The following is an 18,399-nucleotide window of genomic DNA, read 5'->3' as shown; positions in this document are numbered from 1 at the left end:
AAGCACCTGTCATAGATAGCGTGTAATCAGCGTGGATGTTGCACTGAAAGTGCCTTCGTTCAGTTCCACCGCATCAGAAATTTTTGTTGGTACTGCGCGTAATTGGATAGTTTGCGTTTTCTGTATGGTGAAGAATTTATTAAGCTCAATATTATTGCCCGTGCTGTCGTCTGAAAGTGCCAGCGCTAAATTGTCTAAGCTGGTCGTCAGGTAATGGCTCTTCCCGGAAGAGGTTCCGGTGAATTCTAATTGAACCGTTGCTCCGGTCGTGATGCTGCAAACAATATCTATAGGCGTGATGTTGGCATAAGCAATGCCATCAATTTTATTCAATGCGATGCGTTTGAAATCGATATCAAGGTTTTTATCGTTATTAATTTTGCAGGCTGCCGGCTCATAAATATTGCCGCGAATGTAAAGTGTGCTTTTTGATTCATCATCAGAGCGACCACCGCTAATCGGCGCTAGCGCGGCGAGTGCTGATCCAAAGATAGACGATGAAAATAAAAAAAATAACAACGTTATGTAGCGAAGGCGCATGTTCATCTTATTAACTCGTTACAACATTGACGGAATTTACCCACTCGTTTTTTCATTGTTCAAATGTCTTGGGGGTATATTGAGCGCAGTAAGGGTAACGTATTCATATGCTAGTAAAAACTAACTTCGTTACTGTAAATAAAATGCGAGTTAATTTGTCGTGTGAGGGCGAATGAGTTGCTCACACGACTAAAAATATTGTTATTTATCCAAGTAGTAAAATAATTATCTGTTAGATTTATCTTAGTGAGTGTTTCTATTTGTTTATTGTTTTTTCTTTTTAAAAACAAAAAGTTAATCTTTTGATGCAAAGAGTGTAGCCATGAGAATGGTCTTGTTGTTTATCTACACGTGTGGCCACGATTGGCTGAAGGTGAGCCAACTTTGCAGCGTAGGCGAAATGAATTTATTTTTGTGGTAGCACAACGTTAGCTTTCGCATAAAGCGTTGCTCTGTATGCAGCTGCACAAAGTGTCCTGCGTAAAAAGGCTGCTGCAATACGCGTTTGGAAATAAAAGTAATGCCAAGATTGTGTGCTACGCAGGAGAGAATAGCGTCAAAGGCATTTAGCGAGAGGGCAACCTGTGGATTATCAAGGTGCAGCGCAAGCTGATTGTCAAAGAAGGCGCGGCTGCTTGAGCCTTGTTCGCGCAGTAACCAACGTTCTTGGCTGAGCTTGGAATAGGGGACGATTTTTTCTTTCGCTAAGGCATGATCTCGCCCAGCAATCACCACCATTTCATCGTTAAGCCAAGGTTCGCTAATAAGGTTAGGTTCGGTGGCGGGTCCTTCTAACAGCGCCACATCAATTTCAAAGTGATCCACCATCTTGCTGATTTCTTGGGTGTTAGCGATGACTGATTGCGGCATCCAACCATTGCCTTTAGCAAAACTTTTCAACATATCAGGCAGTAAGTAGCTACCAATTGTTTTCGTGCAGCCTAATCGCAGGTGAGTATCCTGGGTATTTTCCCCAAAGAGTGTTTCCACCCCTTGCATCCGTGCGAGCAGTTCATCTGCGACGGGCAATAACTTCCTTCCTTCGTGATTAATGAATAGACGAGCATGCTGCCTATCAAATAAGCGCACGCCAAGCTGATTCTCTAGCTCGGCCAACGTTTGCGATATGGCTCCCTTGGTCATAAAAAGAGCTTCTGCGGCGAGTGTCATGCTGCCTTGATGGGCGATAGTGACAAATACGGATAGTTGCTTGAAGGTAATGTTCATCGTTTAGTTTCTCTAAACTCAGCGTCAAAAATAACTCGATTTTTTAAATAATACCCGATGGATATAGTTTGTGTCGCAGAAGAGATGAAGAAAAATCGAGGTGATAACGTGTTGAGACATTTACATCATAGAGTTCGAGGGTTACCTACGCCTGTTGCAGGTTTGGCATTGGGGATCGCAAGCTTGGGGTGGTGTTTAGAGAATGCCTTACCGCTGCACGGCGTGGGGCAAAACGCGGGGGCTTTGATTGCAGCAGTGTTGCTATGTGCGATGGCTGCGCGCTTTGTCCTTCATCCCGATACGTTAACGCAAGATCTCAAACATCCGGTTGTGGGAAGTATCGTTCCAACCTTTGCGATGGCTGCGATGGTTGTGTCTAAAGCGTTAGGTCATTTTCTGCCGCTAGCGGGTCAGGTGCTTTGGCTGGGGGCTGTCGTTGTACACCTGATCGCGCTGGCATTTTTTATCTATCATCGTGCACAAGAGCCAAATCTGCATCATATGGTACCGAGTTGGTTCGTACCGCCGGTGGGAATTATCGTTGCAGACGTTACCTGTCCAAGTGATGCCTACACCGAGTTTGCTTTGATTCTGCTGGCGATTGGTATGGTGAGCTATCTGATCATGCTGCCGATGATGATTTACCGTTTCATGTTCCGTAATGAAGTACCGGATGCAGCAAAACCGACGATTGCGATATTAGCAGCACCGGCAAGCTTGTCACTAGCGGGGTATCTGACCGTGGTTAAAGAGCCGTCGATGCTGATTTGTGCTGTGTTGCTTGGTATCGCCTTACTGATGACCCTCGTGATTTATTGTGCCTTTTTCCGGTTGATGAGACTGCCGTTTAGTCCGGGCTATGCAGCATTTACTTTCCCGATGGCGATTGGTGCAACGGCACTTTATAAAATGGCAAATTTGGTGAGTAGTTATCCACATGCCGCCGAGTATGCTCGTCAGTTGCATATGATGGCGACCGCAGAAGCAGCGATTGCGACGTTGGTGATTGGCTATGTGTCAGTACGCTTTATCCATAACTATCTGCTCCCTAACCGGCTGCATATCCATCAAGGTGCGGTGAAATAGTGGGATATAGGAGCTCGACAACAATGAAAGAGTCAGATCAGGCTTCACTCATTCCCGCTACAGCATTGGTTTTGTTTTTAGGCTGTTTTGTGTGGGCGCTGTTTTTATAGTTTGGTGTAGATGGTTTCTGCTGAAGGCTCGTCAAATGACGGGCCTTCGTCGTATTAATCAGTGGGTCTTTCTCGCTTGCATTTCATTTGGCTTTATTTTAGATTTATCTAAATTTAGTAAATTCTAAAATAAGGCGTCAATATGGATTCTCCCTTCAATCTTGCTGAGTTACAGCAACGCGCGAGCCAAGCTAGCTCCCTATTGAAATCAATGAGTAATGAAAGTCGCTTACTGATTTTATGCATTTTGCTCGGAGCAGAGCGTACCGGTGCGGGGGAACTAGCGGCGGCGGTAGGGCTGAGTCCTTCAGCAACGTCCCAACATTTGGCTCGAATGCGTGAAGAGGGATTGGTTGATTCCGAACGGGTGGGCACTAGCGTGCTGTATTCCATAAAAAACCCCGCTGTTGAGCGCGTTATTGGCGTTCTCAAAGACATCTACTGTTCTTAAGGAGTCATTATGTCATCTGCTATTACTATTTCTCCGCAAATGGCCAGTCAAATGCTCGGTGAAGGCGCACTTTTGGTGGATATTCGCGATCCTCAAGAGTATGCCCGAGAGCATATCTCTCAGGCTCAGCTCTATCCTCTGGGCGAATTAGAGAAAGGTATGAAAATCTCCGGGGTAACACCTACAAGCAACGTGATTTTTCACTGTTTATCAGGCATGCGCTCCTCTAAAAACGCCGAGCGTTTAGTTCAGGCGGCGGCTCCTGCTCAGGTTTATCTGATGGACGGTGGAATTAACGCGTGGAAAACAGCGGGATTGGGCGTTGAGGTAGATAAGCGCCAGCCGTTACCTTTAATGCGTCAGGTTCAGATTGCCGCGGGGACATTGGTTCTGTTGGGGGTTATTTTAGGCTATCTAGTGAACTCTGGATTCTTCTTGTTATCAGGTTTTGTCGGTGCTGGGCTGCTGTTTGCAGGTATCACTGGCTACTGTGGTATGGCTCGCTTGCTGATGAAAATGCCGTGGAATAAAAACCTAAAATAAGTGTTTTCAGGTAGAGGGGCATGGTGCAAACACTGGCTAGCTGACTCCGAGCGGATTCTTTTTTTAACACGACAGTGATTTAGCCAGATAGTGAGTGTGAAGATAAATCTCCGCCAGTTCATCCACGCTTGACTGTTCCATCTGGGTACTCGCATATTCCAGCACGATCCACAGTAAGGCGCTACATTGCTGAATAACTAAGCTAACCGAATTATACGATAGCGTTTGTCGTGTTTGCTGCTGCTGGATTAACTCGTTGTTGCTCATGTTCAGTAGATTAAAACCCAACGCCAGCACATCTAATAGGTTATCAGGTAAACCATTTTCCGTGCTGGTATTAATCACTTGATGCAGGCGCGACATGTTGCTGTGCAAAATCGTTAACGTTTTATCACTCATGTAAATCTCCAGTGCTGAAAATTCATAATCTCAAACAGCGGACTTCTAGCGATAGTGGCTTCTAGCAATAGTGAATATGCAGCTACCCAATTTGAATCCCTTGCCGAGGAGTCGAAATCGTATTCCTTTAAAAAGTGGCGACAAATTGAAATAGTAAGAAATGAGATGAGTATTCCAAACAGAATGCGGCAGGAATGTCGTACGACCAATAGACTGGAATCAAGGTAGCCCCACGAACAATAGCGGGGCTCCTCGTTTGACTATGCGTTAGATTTTGGCGGTTCCCCTACGGCAGGCGCTAACCAAATGGCAAAGGTGACTAGCGCCAAGACGACGATCATTGCTGAACGCAGTCCTAAATGCTCACCCAAGAAGCCAAGCATTGGCGGCCCCACTAAAAAGGCGATATAGCCAGTAGTCGCTACGGCGCTCACGCGCGCCGCTGGATTGGGGCCAGTGTCACTTGCGGCTGAAAGCGTGAGTGGGAAACCAAGCGATGCACCTATGCCCCAAAATAGAACCGATGCGCTCACCAAAAATGTGTTTTCAGCAAAGATAATCAGCCCTAGACCGATAACGCCAAATATGGCGCTTCCACGTACGACGTTAACTCGACCAAATCTGCGTAAAAAATATCCGCCGCAGAATCGCCCAGCAGTCATGCCCAATGCAAATCCTGTATATATCAGCGAGCCTGACGTTGGACTAAAACCATGTCCATCGACCATTAGTAGCGGTAACCAGTCATTTGCTGATCCTTCTGCAAGCGCCATCGCTAATACAATAAGGCCAATGAGGATGAGGCGGCGATCTTTCCAGACGTTGGTTGTTGTGACCGTTGTTGCATTTTTATCGGCAGTGTCTGTTGTTGAGGAACGTAGGCCATTACCTCGCGGTACGGATTTTAATGCCCAAAGTGTTGCAGGAATGCATATAACGCCAATCAAAAATAGATGCCACTGAATAGGAAAATTGACCGAGGTTAAACCGTTACCAATACCGGCTCCGACTAAGGTACCAAGGCTAAAGCAGCCATGCAGCATTGGCAGTAGAGGGCGATGAGAGAGGCGTTCCACATCTGCACCTTCAACATTAATGGCGATTTCCGCGGAGCCCATCCCTGCGCCAAATAGACATAGCCCTGCAGAAACCGTGAGCGCCGAAGAAAAAAAAGCACCGAGTGCAACAAGTAATATTCCTGCGATAACCAAACTGGTGCCGGCGGCAATGACGGGCTTAGTACTAAATCGTTGTACGAGATACCCTGAGCTGAGAATGCCAGCCATTGAACCAATGGAGAGACCAAATAGCACTAACCCCATTTCTGCCGTGGATGCGCCAAGCTTGTCGCGAATTGCTGGCGTTCGAGTGACCCAAGATGCCATCGAGACGCCAGGTAAGAAAAAGAAGACGAATAGGGCGAGGCTGCGGTGTTTTAGTGAAAGACTGGGCAAAGGAACCGTCCTAAAGGCGTAAAGACTGAAAAACTCAATGAAGGAGAAAGTGAATGTGTCTGATTACACTAAACTGTTTAGCGGGTATTTCAAGGGCGCGATGGTGTGTTGTTAGCCTCAAACGCCTAACGCCATAGATAAAATCAATGGCGTTTGTTTGATCCTTTTCTATCGTAGAGGGATGGTTTGTCGTCGTGTTATAGCAAGATAGCTATAAACGTTGTCCTAATGAGTTAGTTTGGTTTTACCACGCAGATTGTCATGGGGGAGAATGAACCACCTAATAGGTAGGTATTATTGTTTACTTTTTTGATCGTCAGTGCGTACTCATAGGCTTGTTTGATCATGAAACTATTCTCTATGAAATGATCTGGCGCATTATCGGCTAGCGATCTAAGCACTTTTGTCGGTGTTACTTTGTAATAGTCAGCCCCTTCCCTCTCGTAAGTGATGCTGATATCACGATTTAAAAAGTAGGATTTATCACCAATGTCAATCTTAGTTTTGATGCTGATACGCCCCGTGTAATCCGTATTGAAGCGATAGGTGGTTGAACCATCAGCGCGTATTTTCACTTTTTCATTAGCGATTTCACTCATGCCTGAGCTTTCACAATTGATGTTGAGGCGGGTTTTATAAGAGTAAAAAAAGTAAGCTATGTTAATAAGAGAGATGAACGCAATAAAAAGAAGGATATGATTTATTTTCACTTTTATTATCAGACTCATTTTGTATCCCAAGGTGAATAGTAAGAGCTATCGCATGCAATGAACTGGTTTGTACTCGCGTCTCGCAAGGTACATCTGGCGATGAAAATATCGCCAATTCGCCCAAAGACTAAACTGTCATCAATGTAGGTATAAAATTCAGTTCCAGTGATGCATCTGAGCTTGCTCTTAGTTATTGCCGTTTCAAATATTTTCTTTTTTATTGGTATTGCTTGTTCCGAGTTGGGGTGCAATGTGTAAACTCGACAGCTATCAATAGTGGTCAATAAATAACTATGTACGGTTTCGCTTTTGATCTGATTACTAAAGCTAAACGCAAATAGTAAAATATTGCCAATAAATAAGATTAGCAGTGAATAAAAAACATACCGTTTTTTTGCATCATGACTGTTTTTGTCGATCGGCGTTGCTTGAACATTTTTCGTTTCATGTTTTTCCTCATGATGAGTTTGGTGTTTTTTTATGGGTACAGAGTCTGATTTTTCAGACTGCCTCTCTTTTTCATCTTTTTTTGGGTAGGGTTCATCCGTACCTTCTATACGTTGAATTATGCTGGGATTAAGTTTGAATCCAACTTTAGGTATTGTGATTATTGAATTCTCAGCAACCCCAAATTCATAAAGGCATTTTCTTAGCGTGCGTATATATTGATTTAATCCTGCATTAGATGAACGTTGCCCATGATTCTCCCATATTTTTTCAAATAACTCTTCTCGACTCACTACGCAGCCATAATTTTCTAGCAGTAAATTAAATAACCTTGCCGTTGTTGTGGTTAGTGCTAACTGGTTTTCATCATTTTGAAGTGACCTTAGAATGCCATCCTCAGAGTTATAAGTAACAAGATCATCGACGATATAAATACTCATTATTAAGTACCATAAATATCAAGGGGGTTTTTATGATGCATATAATATATTTTTTGGTCAAATCATGAGATTTTTCTAACGACAGCGCTGAGTGAAAATATAATTTTATTTAACAGGTGTGTATCTTGGCGTTATAAAAATTAACTCTAATTATGAATAAATGAATATATATATTTTTATGTAATTATCTTGCTGGAAGTATAGCTGCAATATTTGCTTTTTTAATGGATTTTTAATGTGAAAAATAAATAATTTTCAGACAAAAATATCATTTTTTCGATGAATATAGGTTCATCTGTCTAGGTTGCGGGCGGGTGGTTATAATTACCACACAAAAGTAATTGAAAGCTGTTTTGTTGTAGGAATAATCTTAACTGATTTTGTGGTGCTTTTTCACTAATGTTGGGAATGTTTTTTATTACCAATAAGATTTAGCCTAAGCCCACAGTATCTGTGACTTCTGGTGGATGAAATGGTTAATGTCGTTACCCAAGGTTTAGATAACTATGCCAAGAAAGGCATTTATGCAGTTGTTGAGGGGATATATGGTGAGGACTCAATCAAAAGGAGTGAGATTGATGATTTAGACGATCCTTGCGAGGACGTCACATTATACTTTCGCACTAAACTTGAGGGGCTAAGTCATTGTACTTGCCATCTGACAAGCAATAATGTCGCAGTGGTCACGGTATTAAGTGATAAATCTGACGTGGGGCATTTGGGAAATGAGGCGACTTTTACTATCTCGGATAGTTTTACGGATATCGAGAATAAAATAAAAAAGGTAATGAATCTCCATAAGAAAGTCATGAATGAGGCAAGACCTTCTCAATGCCTGTATTGCAAGATGCTTAAGGTATTAACCCCAGAGGAAAAAAAGGTTGTTTTATTAATGAATAAAGGCCTTAGCTCAGTCATGATCGCTACATTGCTTAATAAGAATATTAAAACTGTGAGCAGTTATAAACGCAGTATCATGAGGAAAATTGGTGTTAGGAGCAATGTGCAACTGTATCGCTATCTTTCGACGATTTCGGTAGACCATTGATGTTTAAATTATAACTAATCCATTTCATGCTTAATACATGAGATGCGATATCTATTCAGCCATCAGGCTTTTTTCAGGATTTCTTTAGGACATTCATAGGTTTTTTACGTTTCAGCCGTAAAAAATTCCAATCCCAGGTTTGTCAATCAGCGAAACTCAGATGTGGAGTTAATTCCTTTCTAGCGATGCTGATATTAACAAAGGCATATTAAAGTGAATAAAATTTTTAAAGTTATTTGGAATCATAGCTTACAGTGCTTTGTCGTTGTATCGGAACTAGCACGCGGAAAACTTAAAACTGATTCTACAACAAAACTGAATGAGAATGCTCCTAAAAAGCAATTTAAAATTTCCATGCTATCAACCTCTATGCTGATGGCAATATCGGGCTATGCTCAGGCTGCGGATATTACTGTTCATGATTTTAAACCTACAGACCCCTTTGAAGAGGTTATTGTTGGCTCAAGTCATTTAACGGGGAGTTTTGCTGTTATCCAAAAGGGAGAAAGTGGATCCAAGTGGACTACATTGGGACAAGCTAAAGCTGATGGTCTGATCACCGGCGATAGTGCTCAATGGGTTGACCATGATATTTTTAGAATTGGTTCACAGACGAAGTCTATTAACTACATCGATCCTGTGACTGGCAACACGGTGACGATGAAAGTCTATGATAATAACGATATTCAAACAGAGCCTGCTGCAGATTTTCGCATAACAATCTCAACGCCAGTGGGAAAAGATGGTCAATATGTCGATAGAAACTTTTACCAGATTGGTTCTGGTTCGTCTCTAGACGTCAATGTTGGCAAAACCACAGGAAACTGGGTCGGAGCTGCGGAAAACCAATTCAACGTTATTTTGAAAAGTTCTTCTAAGACTAAGAATAATTCTTCAGCATTTCATGTGACAGATGGGGGACAACTTAACTATTTGTCGAAGACCGTTGTTCAGCTCGGTAATAATGATAATAACATCCGAGATTCCAGTAACCCTGTTGCTTGGATGACGACAGCAGACTTTGTTGGCTCTTTTGATAGCGTGATTGGCCCACAAAATATTACTAACATTGATGAGTTTAAAGCCTATAACGATGCTTTAATTAAAGCCCTACAAGACGGGAAAATTCAGTTAACGGAGGCTGAATATTCTGCTGAATTGAACAAGGCCAGAGATCAAACATTACATGGGATTGTCGTTAATACCGATAATATTGCTTCTGACGATGCAGTAAGAGCGACTGTCAATCGAGACGTCGTGTCTTATCTTCATGCTGAAGGTGCAGGCTCTAATATTAACATTGGCGCTGACGCTAACATCCAGCTAGTCGGCTCTGATGCCACCGTTGTTAACCTCGAGAATGGGGCGACATTAACCAACAATGGCACCTTGGGGACGGCGGGAAATACTTTCCGTGGTGCTTATGTTGTAGCAGCCCGCAGTACATCCTTTGTTGAAAACAATGGCGTGATCGATGCAGGTACAAACCCTGAAATGGCAGACTTCTTTCAGGGCGGAGCTGCAGGAGTGGCGAATGGCACCCATACCGCAATCTTAGCGAACGGCGCATCGGTAGTTAACAACAATAACACTGGCGTGATTAATGTTGCCGCAAGAGGTAACTACTATGGAAATACCGGAGTATTGCTCGGCTCCTCTGCTACGTTAAATAACTATGGCGCGATTAATATTGCGGCTAGCAATGAAGCAAGCAGCATTTTGGGTGACGGTTCTAATATTGGTGTGGTCACTCAGCAAAACACCACATTTAATAATGAAGGTACGTTATACATTGGCCGTATGGCGCAACGGACGCCATCTGATAGCACTGATGATTTGGCCATAAAACAATCATCAATAGGCGTGCATCTCTATGGTAATGGTACTTATAACGGAAAAACTAATTCAGAAATTATCATTGGTTCTAAGGTTCAGAATGCGACTGCTATTGATGTTGGTGGTCTCGCAACATTAAATCAGCAGGGTACTATCCAACTTAATGGCGCGGTATCTGGAGAGTCTGTCTCTAGTAATACTGGGATTCTCGTTCGCGAAGGCACCAATGCCAACAAAGTGATCAATAGTGGCACTATTGATATGAATGGGTTGAATAGTACTGGGATTAAGGTGTTAGCGAATGGGCAAATTACAAATTCAGGGACGATCAACGTTAATGGTGGCCTCGACCCAGTAACACATTACGCCAACTATGGTATTTACGCTCAGGGCGAAAAAGCATTGGCGATCTTATCCGGTAAAGTGAATCTTACCGGTGATGGTGCCATCGGCGTTCATGCTAGAGATAAAGGTGAGATTGATGTTACCCAAAATGGAGCCGTGACGTTCAACGGCGGTACTAACCAAACGGGTTACTATGTTTTCGGTGCTGGCTCAAAAATAAAAAACGATGCTAGCAGTGTGCAAGATGTGTCAACGCAAGACTCAACACTCTACCGAGTTGACGGAGGCGCCTCCTTTGACGGCTCTGGCAATAGTGCTGCGCAACTTAATGCCTCTGGCGATAATGCAACCATCATTCGCACTACTGGTGCGGGGAGTCAATTCAGCTCAGGCAAATTAGCACTTAGCGTTACCGGAGAGGGGGCGACAGGGATCCGAATTGAAGGTGGTGCCACGGGAGAAATTACGGCAGACGCCGTGATCGTAAAAGTGGCTGGCAAAGATACCACTGCGGGCATTGTAGACGGTAATTACTATGAGTTGGATGGTTCTGAGAACGCCGCTAAAAAAGGTAATTCCGTTCTGACCAGCTATGCCAATTTGGAAACAGCGAATACTGCTGATGGTGCATTTGGCTATATTGCGCGTAACGGCGGTAAGTTGATCCATGAGGGAAGCATCGACTTCACCGAGGCGAATAGCACGGGAGTATTGGTGGACGGCGGTATTTTGGACAACCGTTCTACCATCACGGTAAATGGTATCGCGGTGAATATTCAGGGCGCCAGTTCTGAAGTCACCAATACTGGAACGGTCACCGCAACGGATGGTACTGCCGCCTATTTAGTCGGGAAAGATGCCACATTGGCGCTAAACGGTAATGGTATTACGCAGGCTGCGGGTTCGGCTCACGGTATTTTATTAGATACCGGTGCGAAAGGCTTAACGGTAGACGGTGCCACCATAACCATGAGCGATACCGGCAGTGGTAGTGCTATTGAAAACAAAGCCGATATCGTCGGTATTCAACTGAAAGATACGACGATCAACGTCGGTAGTGGTATTGGTGTTCACACTGGCGCCTCTATGGCTCAAACCAACTCCGGTACGATTAATGTCACCGGCAGTGGTACCGGTATCCTGTTTGAAAACATTGATGGCTCGCAGACCGATCAAACACTGGATATGTCCGACTCAAAAGATTTGGTGATTAATGTTCAGCAGGCCGGAGGAAAGGGGATTGTGACCAATGCTTCTTCTGATCTGAAAACCGGCGTGAGCGTTAATGTACTAGATGCTGCGGGAGGCGCAGCGCTAATAGTCAAAGGTTCAACTCAAAAAGTTGAACAGTCAGGAAAACTCACCTCTAAGTCGACGACGGATGCGGTGGTTGATATTAACAACGGTAGCGTAAGCGAATTCGTGAACCGTGGTGATATTTTGGCTCTCAATGCCTCACAGAAAGCGGTCGAAACGACCAGCGGCTCAGGCGTGCAGTTCACCAATGCTAATGGTGGGAACATCATTGGGCAGGTCAATCTTCTTACTGGTAATAACGTCGTGACGTTGGAGTCAGGCAGTACGGGAACTGATTTCACCACGGGGAGTGGTAGCGATCTGTTCTTACTTAAAGATGTTCAAGAGAGTGAAACCAACCTGTTTACCTCTCTTAATGGTGGGCAAGGCGAGGATGTCCTGAAACTGGATAATTCCAGCTATGTGTTAAATCGCGTCGATGCCATTACCGGAATGGAGCATATCGACCTCACTAACGGTTCGACCTTCACCTTAGATAACGTGCTGCTTGCGCTAGGCGATAGCCGTGATGATAGTGCTTCAACGGGCTATTCCATTGATTCTACGAGTACTTTAGCCGTTAAAAATAACGCTAGCGTTGCTTTTAATAGCCATTTATCTGGCAATGGATTGATGACGGTTGATACCGCAGGTAACCAGTTTGAGTTCACGTCCAACAACGCTGCCGATGGCTTTGCCGGAACGGTTGCCATGGGGAATACTCGTTTTGAGCTGGATGGGCTTAATACTCAGGCTTTAACCCATGCCACGCTGCGTGCGGACAACGGTAGCATTACCCATGTTGGCGCTGGGCAGCAAACTATCGGTGGGCTGGCATTTAACGGCGGTACAGTGAAGTTTGATGGTGTGACACCTGGCGTGACAGAGGCCGCAGGGACTATTCATACCACCGATAACATGGATCTGTTGGGCAAAGGTGTTGTTCAAGTCGATGCAGGCAGCGTGAGCAACGATCGTCCTTTACCAAATACACATGTTTCCCTTCTCGAACAAGATGATACTGGAAGCCTGATTAAGCTGGCTGATTCTGATGCGGCGGTTCAAGGCAGTGGCGGTAATTTAGAGCTGCATGACGCCAGCGGTAACGTCATTTCAGATGGTGTGACGTTAGATATTGTTCAGGATGGAACCACGGTCGCCAAAGGCACTTATGACTATCGCCTGACCAGCGGTGAAAATAACGATGGCCTTTATGTGAACTACGGTCTCACTCAGGTTGAACTGTTAGGAAGTGGTAATGATGCATTAGTGCTTGATGCAAATGGCAAAACGGGCAATGCTGCAGATTTGAGTGCCAAAGTGACAGGCAGCGGCGATTTGGCATTAGATAGTCAAAAAGGTGAGACGGTCTCTTTATCTAACATGGATAACGACTATACCGGCGTCACCGATGTTCGCAGCGGTAATCTCTTGATGCTGAACGATAACGTTCTGGGACTGACCAGCGAACTTAAGTTAGCGTTGGATACCGTGCTAGATATGAATGGTCATAGCCAGACGGTGGGCAAACTGGCTACGGATGCGGGCTCTTTGCTGAACATCAACGGCGGTAAATTAACGTTAAGCCACGGTGGTGTTTCTTCGGGTGAGCTAGCTGGCAGCGGAGAATTGGTTGTTGCCGCTGACACGTTAACGGTGAATGGCGCCAATGCGAATCTCTCTGCGACAACCACGATTGAGCAGGGGGCTTTAGCTGAGCTGAATAACACTCTGGGTCTGGGAATCGGCGATATTGTAGATAAAGGTGAACTGTTGCTGAATAAGGCGGATGGCGTTCTCTATAACAATATCAGCGATAACGGCGCTGTAGCTTTGAAAGATAGCCACGTGGTTCTTGCTGGTGACAACAGTAAATTCGCGGGCACATTCACTATTGATTCCACGTCTCAATTGACTGCGGGTTCTGCACAGCATTTGGGGACGGCCGATATCAAAGATGAAGGCGAATTGGTACTGAATACTCAGTCCGATTGGGCATTGGCTAACAACGTTACCGGCAGTGGTTCGCTTATCAAACAGGGTAGTGGCAGCGTGACCCTTAATGAAAACGTAGCCTATACCGGAAAAACTGACATCCAGCAGGGCGGTCTGATTCTGGGTAATGAGAATGCACCAATGACGCTTGCTAGCCAGCAGGTCAATATTCACGAGGGAGCGAAGCTCTCTGGATTTGGTGGTGTCGCTGGCAATATAGATAACCAAGGCTTGCTACAGATTGGCTCAGATGCCCAAACTGATGGTAAGACCCAAACTTTCACCATTGGCAAAGATCTGGTAAACAGCGGAACCGTCATGGTCGGTAATAATACCGGACATGCAACCGCGGGTAATCAGCTGTTGGTGAAAGGTGACTACACCGGTAATGATGGGCACATTCACTTTAATACCGCACTTGGCGACGACAATTCGGTTACGGATAAGATGGTCGTTACTGGAGATACCTCTGGGAAAACCGGAGTCAGCGTCAGCAATGCCGGAGGCACAGGGGCTCAGACGCTAAACGGCATCGAACTTATCCATGTGGATGGTGCATCTAATGGTGAGTTCAATCAGGAGGGACGCATCGTAGCGGGCGCTTATGACTACACGTTGGCGCGTGGTAAAGGGGATAGCAGTGGAAATTGGTATTTAACCAGTAAGCAAAATGGTGAAAATCCTGATCCAGACCCAAATCCAGAGCCGGGTGAAAATACCGAGCGTCCTGAAGGGGGAAGCTATATTGCTAACCTTGCCGCGGCGAATAATCTGTTTGTGACACGTTTACATGATCGTTTAGGTGAAACTCAGTATATCGATGCGCTAACCGGAGAGCAGAAAGTAACCAGTATGTGGATGCGTCAGGTCGGTGGACACAATAACTTCCGTGACGCTGCTGGCCAGTTAAAAACTCAAAGCAACCGTTATGTGATGCAGATGGGGGGCGATATTGCACAGTGGAGTACCGATGGGCTGGATCGCTGGCACTTAGGTGTGATGGCTGGCTACGGTAATAACCACAGCAGCACGCACTCCAACATCAGTGGTTATGGTTCGAAAGGTTCCGTTGATGGCTACAGTACCGGTATCTACGGTACGTGGTATGCCAATGACGCCGAGAAAACAGGTACCTACGTTGATAGCTGGTTGCAATATAGCTGGTTTAACAACCATGTTAACGGTGAACAAATTGCCTCTGAATCGTATAAGTCACGCGGAATCACTGCATCGGTAGAAGTGGGGCAGACCATTAAGCTTAATGAGTTCAAAGGCAGCCTTGGTAGCACGAATACTTGGTACGTTCAGCCGCAGGCACAGGCCGTTTGGATGGGTGTCAAAGCGAAAAACCATACCGAATCCAATGGTACTCGCGTGAGTAGCGATGGCGACGGCAACCTGATGACTCGACTGGGCGTAAGAACGTATCTCAAAGGCCATCATGCAGTTGATGAGGGGAAAGGACGTGAATTCCAGCCATTTATTGAGGCTAACTGGATCCACAACACGAAAGATTTCACGGCTACGATGAATGGGGTTGCCGTTAAACAAGATGGCGCACGTAATCTGGGCGAAGTTAAAGTTGGTGTTGAAGGGCAGCTAAATCCACGTCTTAACCTGTGGGGCAATATTGGCGTACAGGTGGGGGATAAAGGCTACAACGACAGTGCTGCAATGATTGGCGTAAAATATAATTTCTAATCGTATAGAAACTGAATAAGGGGCTTCGGCCCCTTTTTTCTTAATAAAAAACAATCTCTATTTTATGTAAGAGTCTAATACCTTCAGGACCACGCTCAGATCTTCTTCTCTTTTACTTTCTGCATCTTGGTGGACAATATGTTCAGTGAGATGACCTTTAATCACTTCTCGCATCAAGCCATTCACAGCGCCTCGAATTGCCGCAATTTGTTGTAAAACTGCGGAGCATTCATGAGGCTCATCAAGCATTTTATTCAGCGCTGCAATTTGCCCCTGAAGCTTGTTTGTTCGCGCTTTTAGTTTTTTCTTATCTCGAATGGTATGTGACATGTTAACACCTTTGTTACATCTTTATGGGCTAAATATAGCACCCACCAGATACTGGGGGGTAGTATTTTATACTGGGGGGGAGTAGAATTCCGGTTCTCTATCATATTAAGAATTATTCTCATGAACGAATTTACTACGCTATTTCAACAAGGGAATGCTTGGTTTTTTATACCGAGTGCCATCTTGCTTGGCGCTTTACATGGTTTGGAGCCAGGCCATTCAAAAACAATGATGGCAGCGTTTATCATCGCGATAAAAGGCACTGTTCGGCAGGCAGTCATGTTGGGATTGGCAGCCACGCTCTCCCATACGACTATTGTATGGCTCATTGCTTTTGGGGGAATGTATGTCAGCCAGAAGTTTACGGCACAAGCAGTTGAACCGTGGCTACAGTTACTGTCTGGCGCGATTATTTTAGGCACTGCATTTTGGATGTTTTGGCGGACATGGCGAGGAGAGCGAAATTGGCTTGAAAGGATGCATGCCGATGATAATCATACGCATAATGAAGCGCAGCAAATCAATACCAATAGCGGGAACGTAGAGCTGTCCATCCATGAAGAAAACCATGTTGCCCGTTTTAGGCTTAAGCAAATAACAGGACATGCTGACTTTGCCGAGAATATTTCAGCAATCGTTGATAGAGGAAATGGTGAGCAAGAAATATATCGATTTACTCATAAAAAAGGATGGGCTGAGTCAGAAAGTGAAATTCCAGAACCACATGAATTTTCAGTCATATTAAAGCTAGGCATTGCAGATGATATTAGAGAATATCAAACTTATTTCCATGACCATGACCATGACCATGACCATGACCATGACCATCAATTCAAAGGCTTAAATAAAGACTCTAGAGAGTATCAAGATGCCCATGCGCTGGCTCATGCAAACGATATTAAAAAACGCTTCACCAGCAATAAAGTAACTAACTGGCAAATTTTATTATTTGGCCTTACCGGTGGATTAATGCCTTGCCCTGCGGCAATTACTATTCTTCTTATCTGTATTCAATTAAAGGCATTAACTCTAGGCGCAACGCTGGTTGTTTGTTTTAGTGTTGGTTTGGCGCTGACGTTAGTGACTGTCGGCGTGGGGGCGGCCGTTGGCGTTAGAGAAGCGCAAAAACGATGGAGCGGGTTTAACCAATTAGCGCAAAAAGCGCCCTATTTTTCTAGTGCTCTAATTGCGGTCGTAGGTATATACATGGGAGTTCATGGCTATATAGGGCTTCTTGGATAGCCGAAAGTTAGATGATGCGTGATGCATTTACGCTAACTCATAAAAGGGTATATGATATGCATCATATAGATAGGTAGCCCTGCGTGCTTAAGGTGCAGAGGCGAAATTCATATGAGGTCGAAATATGCAGCGCATCATTATTCCTACAAACTATATCCATACCCGCACAACGCCATTGTGGACCAAGGAAACCGCTCCAGCATCTATCTGGAAGCGCCACCTAGACGCGGGCACACGGCAAGGCGTTTATCCACGTTTATGCGTGATGCAGGGAACCATTCGCTACTACGGCTATGCTGATGAAACCAGCCTTGAGCCTATTGAAACGCTGACGATTGAGGCGGGGCAATTTGGTGTATTTCCACCAGAGAAGTGGCACAGAATCGAAGCGTTGTCTGATGACACTGTTTTCAATGTAGATTTTTATGTAGATCCCAAGATTTTGTTAGAAGATTAAGGCTGGTAAATATGATGACGACTGAGAATCAAGGTTACGCACTTACGCTATCTAATTGTGCAAATCATCGGAGTGCAGAAAAAATATATCTGAAACCAATGGCATTATATATTCCGGACGTTGCGGCTAGCGTAGTTGCGGAGGTAATTAAGGGGTTAGGTGACAAAAACAGTGATGGTGAGGCCTTCTTACTGACGGTAACTAATAAAAATAACGGAGTGTCAGTAGATAAAGAATTTTCATCTTTAACCGAGTTAGAAAATCCTGCTAAGTCAGCGGATGCGGTTAAAGAACTGGTTAATATTGTCCGTGGGTATGAAACGGATGAAGATACCAATGTTTGCGGTTGGTAGAGGAAATAATAAATTCGAATGAGCTTGAATTTCTAGGTCAAAGGACCTGACCTACTTGACCTGCTATGGTTTTTCCCTGTCACCCAAGCGACGCTCATTACGTCCTTAAGAGAAAGCATCTAACCCTTTATGAGTAAAACTCTGATAATAAAACGTCATAGTTTGGCCGTGATATCGGTGTTGCAAGCACCTGGTTTTTTATGGTGAATACTTTCGGCTCTATTTTTTCTCTGTAATAGAGAGATAGGACATGGTTTTGTGCATAACCTAAGTGCTTTCTCTATAGTGTTATATTTTGTTTTTATCGAATGTAAAAAACAAATCCCCGATAGATCACCCCACTAATATAAAGTAACGTGTGTAAATCTATTTTTATGTTTATTAATTTT

At 44.4% G+C, this 18,399-nt stretch carries 15 protein-coding genes; 8 read left to right on the top strand and 7 right to left on the bottom strand.

The annotated features are described in order from the left end of the window. Window positions 1-9 precede the first annotated feature (9 nt). Both HMPREF3091_RS00655 and HMPREF3091_RS00650 read right to left on the bottom strand, forming a co-directional pair. A complete protein-coding gene (locus HMPREF3091_RS00655) occupies window positions 10-546 on the bottom strand; it encodes a fimbrial protein (protein ID WP_004847267.1) in 537 nt (178 codons plus the stop codon). A 339-nt stretch (window positions 547-885) separates the two neighbouring features. Next, window positions 886-1,767, bottom strand: coding sequence for a LysR substrate-binding domain-containing protein (locus HMPREF3091_RS00650; RefSeq protein WP_070713279.1), 882 nt, complete (start codon window positions 1,765-1,767; stop codon window positions 886-888). 57 nt (window positions 1,768-1,824) lie between these two features. Here HMPREF3091_RS00650 and HMPREF3091_RS00645 point away from each other — a divergent pair, with 57 nt between their 5' ends. The 3 genes from HMPREF3091_RS00645 (at window position 1,825) to HMPREF3091_RS00635 (ending at window position 3,957) form a co-directional block, all read left to right on the top strand. Then, entirely contained in the window at window positions 1,825-2,853 is a 1,029-nt protein-coding gene (locus HMPREF3091_RS00645; RefSeq protein ID WP_070713275.1) for a TDT family transporter, read from the top strand. Window positions 2,854-3,105: 252 nt separating this feature from the next. After that, window positions 3,106-3,414: an ArsR/SmtB family transcription factor gene (locus tag HMPREF3091_RS00640; protein WP_004847263.1), complete on the top strand. Its 309-nt coding sequence runs from the start codon at window positions 3,106-3,108 to the stop codon at window positions 3,412-3,414. Between the two features lie 9 nt (window positions 3,415-3,423). Next, window positions 3,424-3,957 (top strand): rhodanese family protein, encoded by a 534-nt coding sequence (locus tag HMPREF3091_RS00635; RefSeq protein ID WP_070713272.1) that lies wholly within the window; start codon window positions 3,424-3,426, stop codon window positions 3,955-3,957. Between the two features lie 63 nt (window positions 3,958-4,020). Here the strand turns inward: HMPREF3091_RS00635 and HMPREF3091_RS00630 are convergent, their stop codons facing one another. The 4 genes from HMPREF3091_RS00630 to HMPREF3091_RS00615 all read right to left on the bottom strand — a co-directional run bounded on the left by HMPREF3091_RS00630 (window position 4,021) and on the right by HMPREF3091_RS00615 (window position 7,407). Continuing rightward, entirely contained in the window at window positions 4,021-4,356 is a 336-nt protein-coding gene (locus HMPREF3091_RS00630; RefSeq protein ID WP_004847258.1) for a hypothetical protein, read from the bottom strand. Between the two features lie 260 nt (window positions 4,357-4,616). Continuing rightward, window positions 4,617-5,810 (bottom strand): MFS transporter, encoded by a 1,194-nt coding sequence (locus HMPREF3091_RS00625; protein ID WP_070713264.1) that lies wholly within the window; start codon window positions 5,808-5,810, stop codon window positions 4,617-4,619. Between the two features lie 233 nt (window positions 5,811-6,043). Next, the gene (locus tag HMPREF3091_RS00620; protein ID WP_008812570.1) at window positions 6,044-6,538 is read right to left on the bottom strand and encodes a FidL-like protein; all 495 of its coding nucleotides are present in this window, start codon (window positions 6,536-6,538) and stop codon (window positions 6,044-6,046) included. Further along, a complete protein-coding gene (locus HMPREF3091_RS00615) occupies window positions 6,535-7,407 on the bottom strand; it encodes a transcriptional regulator (RefSeq protein WP_070713262.1) in 873 nt (290 codons plus the stop codon). The genes HMPREF3091_RS00620 and HMPREF3091_RS00615 overlap by 4 nt, the downstream gene beginning before the upstream one ends. A 472-nt stretch (window positions 7,408-7,879) precedes the next feature. On the opposite strand from HMPREF3091_RS00615, the gene HMPREF3091_RS00610 reads away from it, so the two are divergent. Together HMPREF3091_RS00610 and HMPREF3091_RS00605 are read left to right on the top strand one after the other, a co-directional pair. Further along, the gene (locus tag HMPREF3091_RS00610) at window positions 7,880-8,455 is read left to right on the top strand and encodes a helix-turn-helix domain-containing protein (protein ID WP_004847249.1); all 576 of its coding nucleotides are present in this window, start codon (window positions 7,880-7,882) and stop codon (window positions 8,453-8,455) included. 213 nt (window positions 8,456-8,668) lie between these two features. Beyond that, window positions 8,669-15,628, top strand: a complete 6,960-nt coding sequence (locus HMPREF3091_RS00605; protein ID WP_070713256.1) for an autotransporter outer membrane beta-barrel domain-containing protein — start codon at window positions 8,669-8,671, stop codon at window positions 15,626-15,628. 57 nt (window positions 15,629-15,685) lie between these two features. Here the strand turns inward: HMPREF3091_RS00605 and rcnR are convergent, their stop codons facing one another. Then, complete coding sequence (rcnR, locus tag HMPREF3091_RS00600) at window positions 15,686-15,958, bottom strand: Ni(II)/Co(II)-binding transcriptional repressor RcnR (RefSeq protein WP_004847245.1); 273 nt, start codon at window positions 15,956-15,958, stop codon at window positions 15,686-15,688. Window positions 15,959-16,078: 120 nt separating this feature from the next. Between rcnR and HMPREF3091_RS00595 the strand changes: the two genes are divergently transcribed. The 3 genes from HMPREF3091_RS00595 to HMPREF3091_RS00585 all read left to right on the top strand — a co-directional run bounded on the left by HMPREF3091_RS00595 (window position 16,079) and on the right by HMPREF3091_RS00585 (window position 18,010). After that, complete coding sequence (locus HMPREF3091_RS00595; RefSeq protein ID WP_070713254.1) at window positions 16,079-17,200, top strand: nickel/cobalt efflux protein RcnA; 1,122 nt, start codon at window positions 16,079-16,081, stop codon at window positions 17,198-17,200. Between the two features lie 124 nt (window positions 17,201-17,324). Beyond that, window positions 17,325-17,657 (top strand): TehB family protein, encoded by a 333-nt coding sequence (locus HMPREF3091_RS00590; protein WP_004847240.1) that lies wholly within the window; start codon window positions 17,325-17,327, stop codon window positions 17,655-17,657. A gap of 14 nt (window positions 17,658-17,671) precedes the next feature. Beyond that, window positions 17,672-18,010, top strand: a complete 339-nt coding sequence (locus tag HMPREF3091_RS00585) for a DUF1869 domain-containing protein (protein WP_070713482.1) — start codon at window positions 17,672-17,674, stop codon at window positions 18,008-18,010. Window positions 18,011-18,399: the final 389 nt, after the last annotated feature.

The sequence above is a fragment of the Hafnia sp. HMSC23F03 genome (assembly GCF_001816025.1).
GTDB lineage: Bacteria > Pseudomonadota > Gammaproteobacteria > Enterobacterales > Enterobacteriaceae > Hafnia > Hafnia paralvei.
This window is presented reverse-complemented; position numbering and strand designations above follow the sequence as displayed.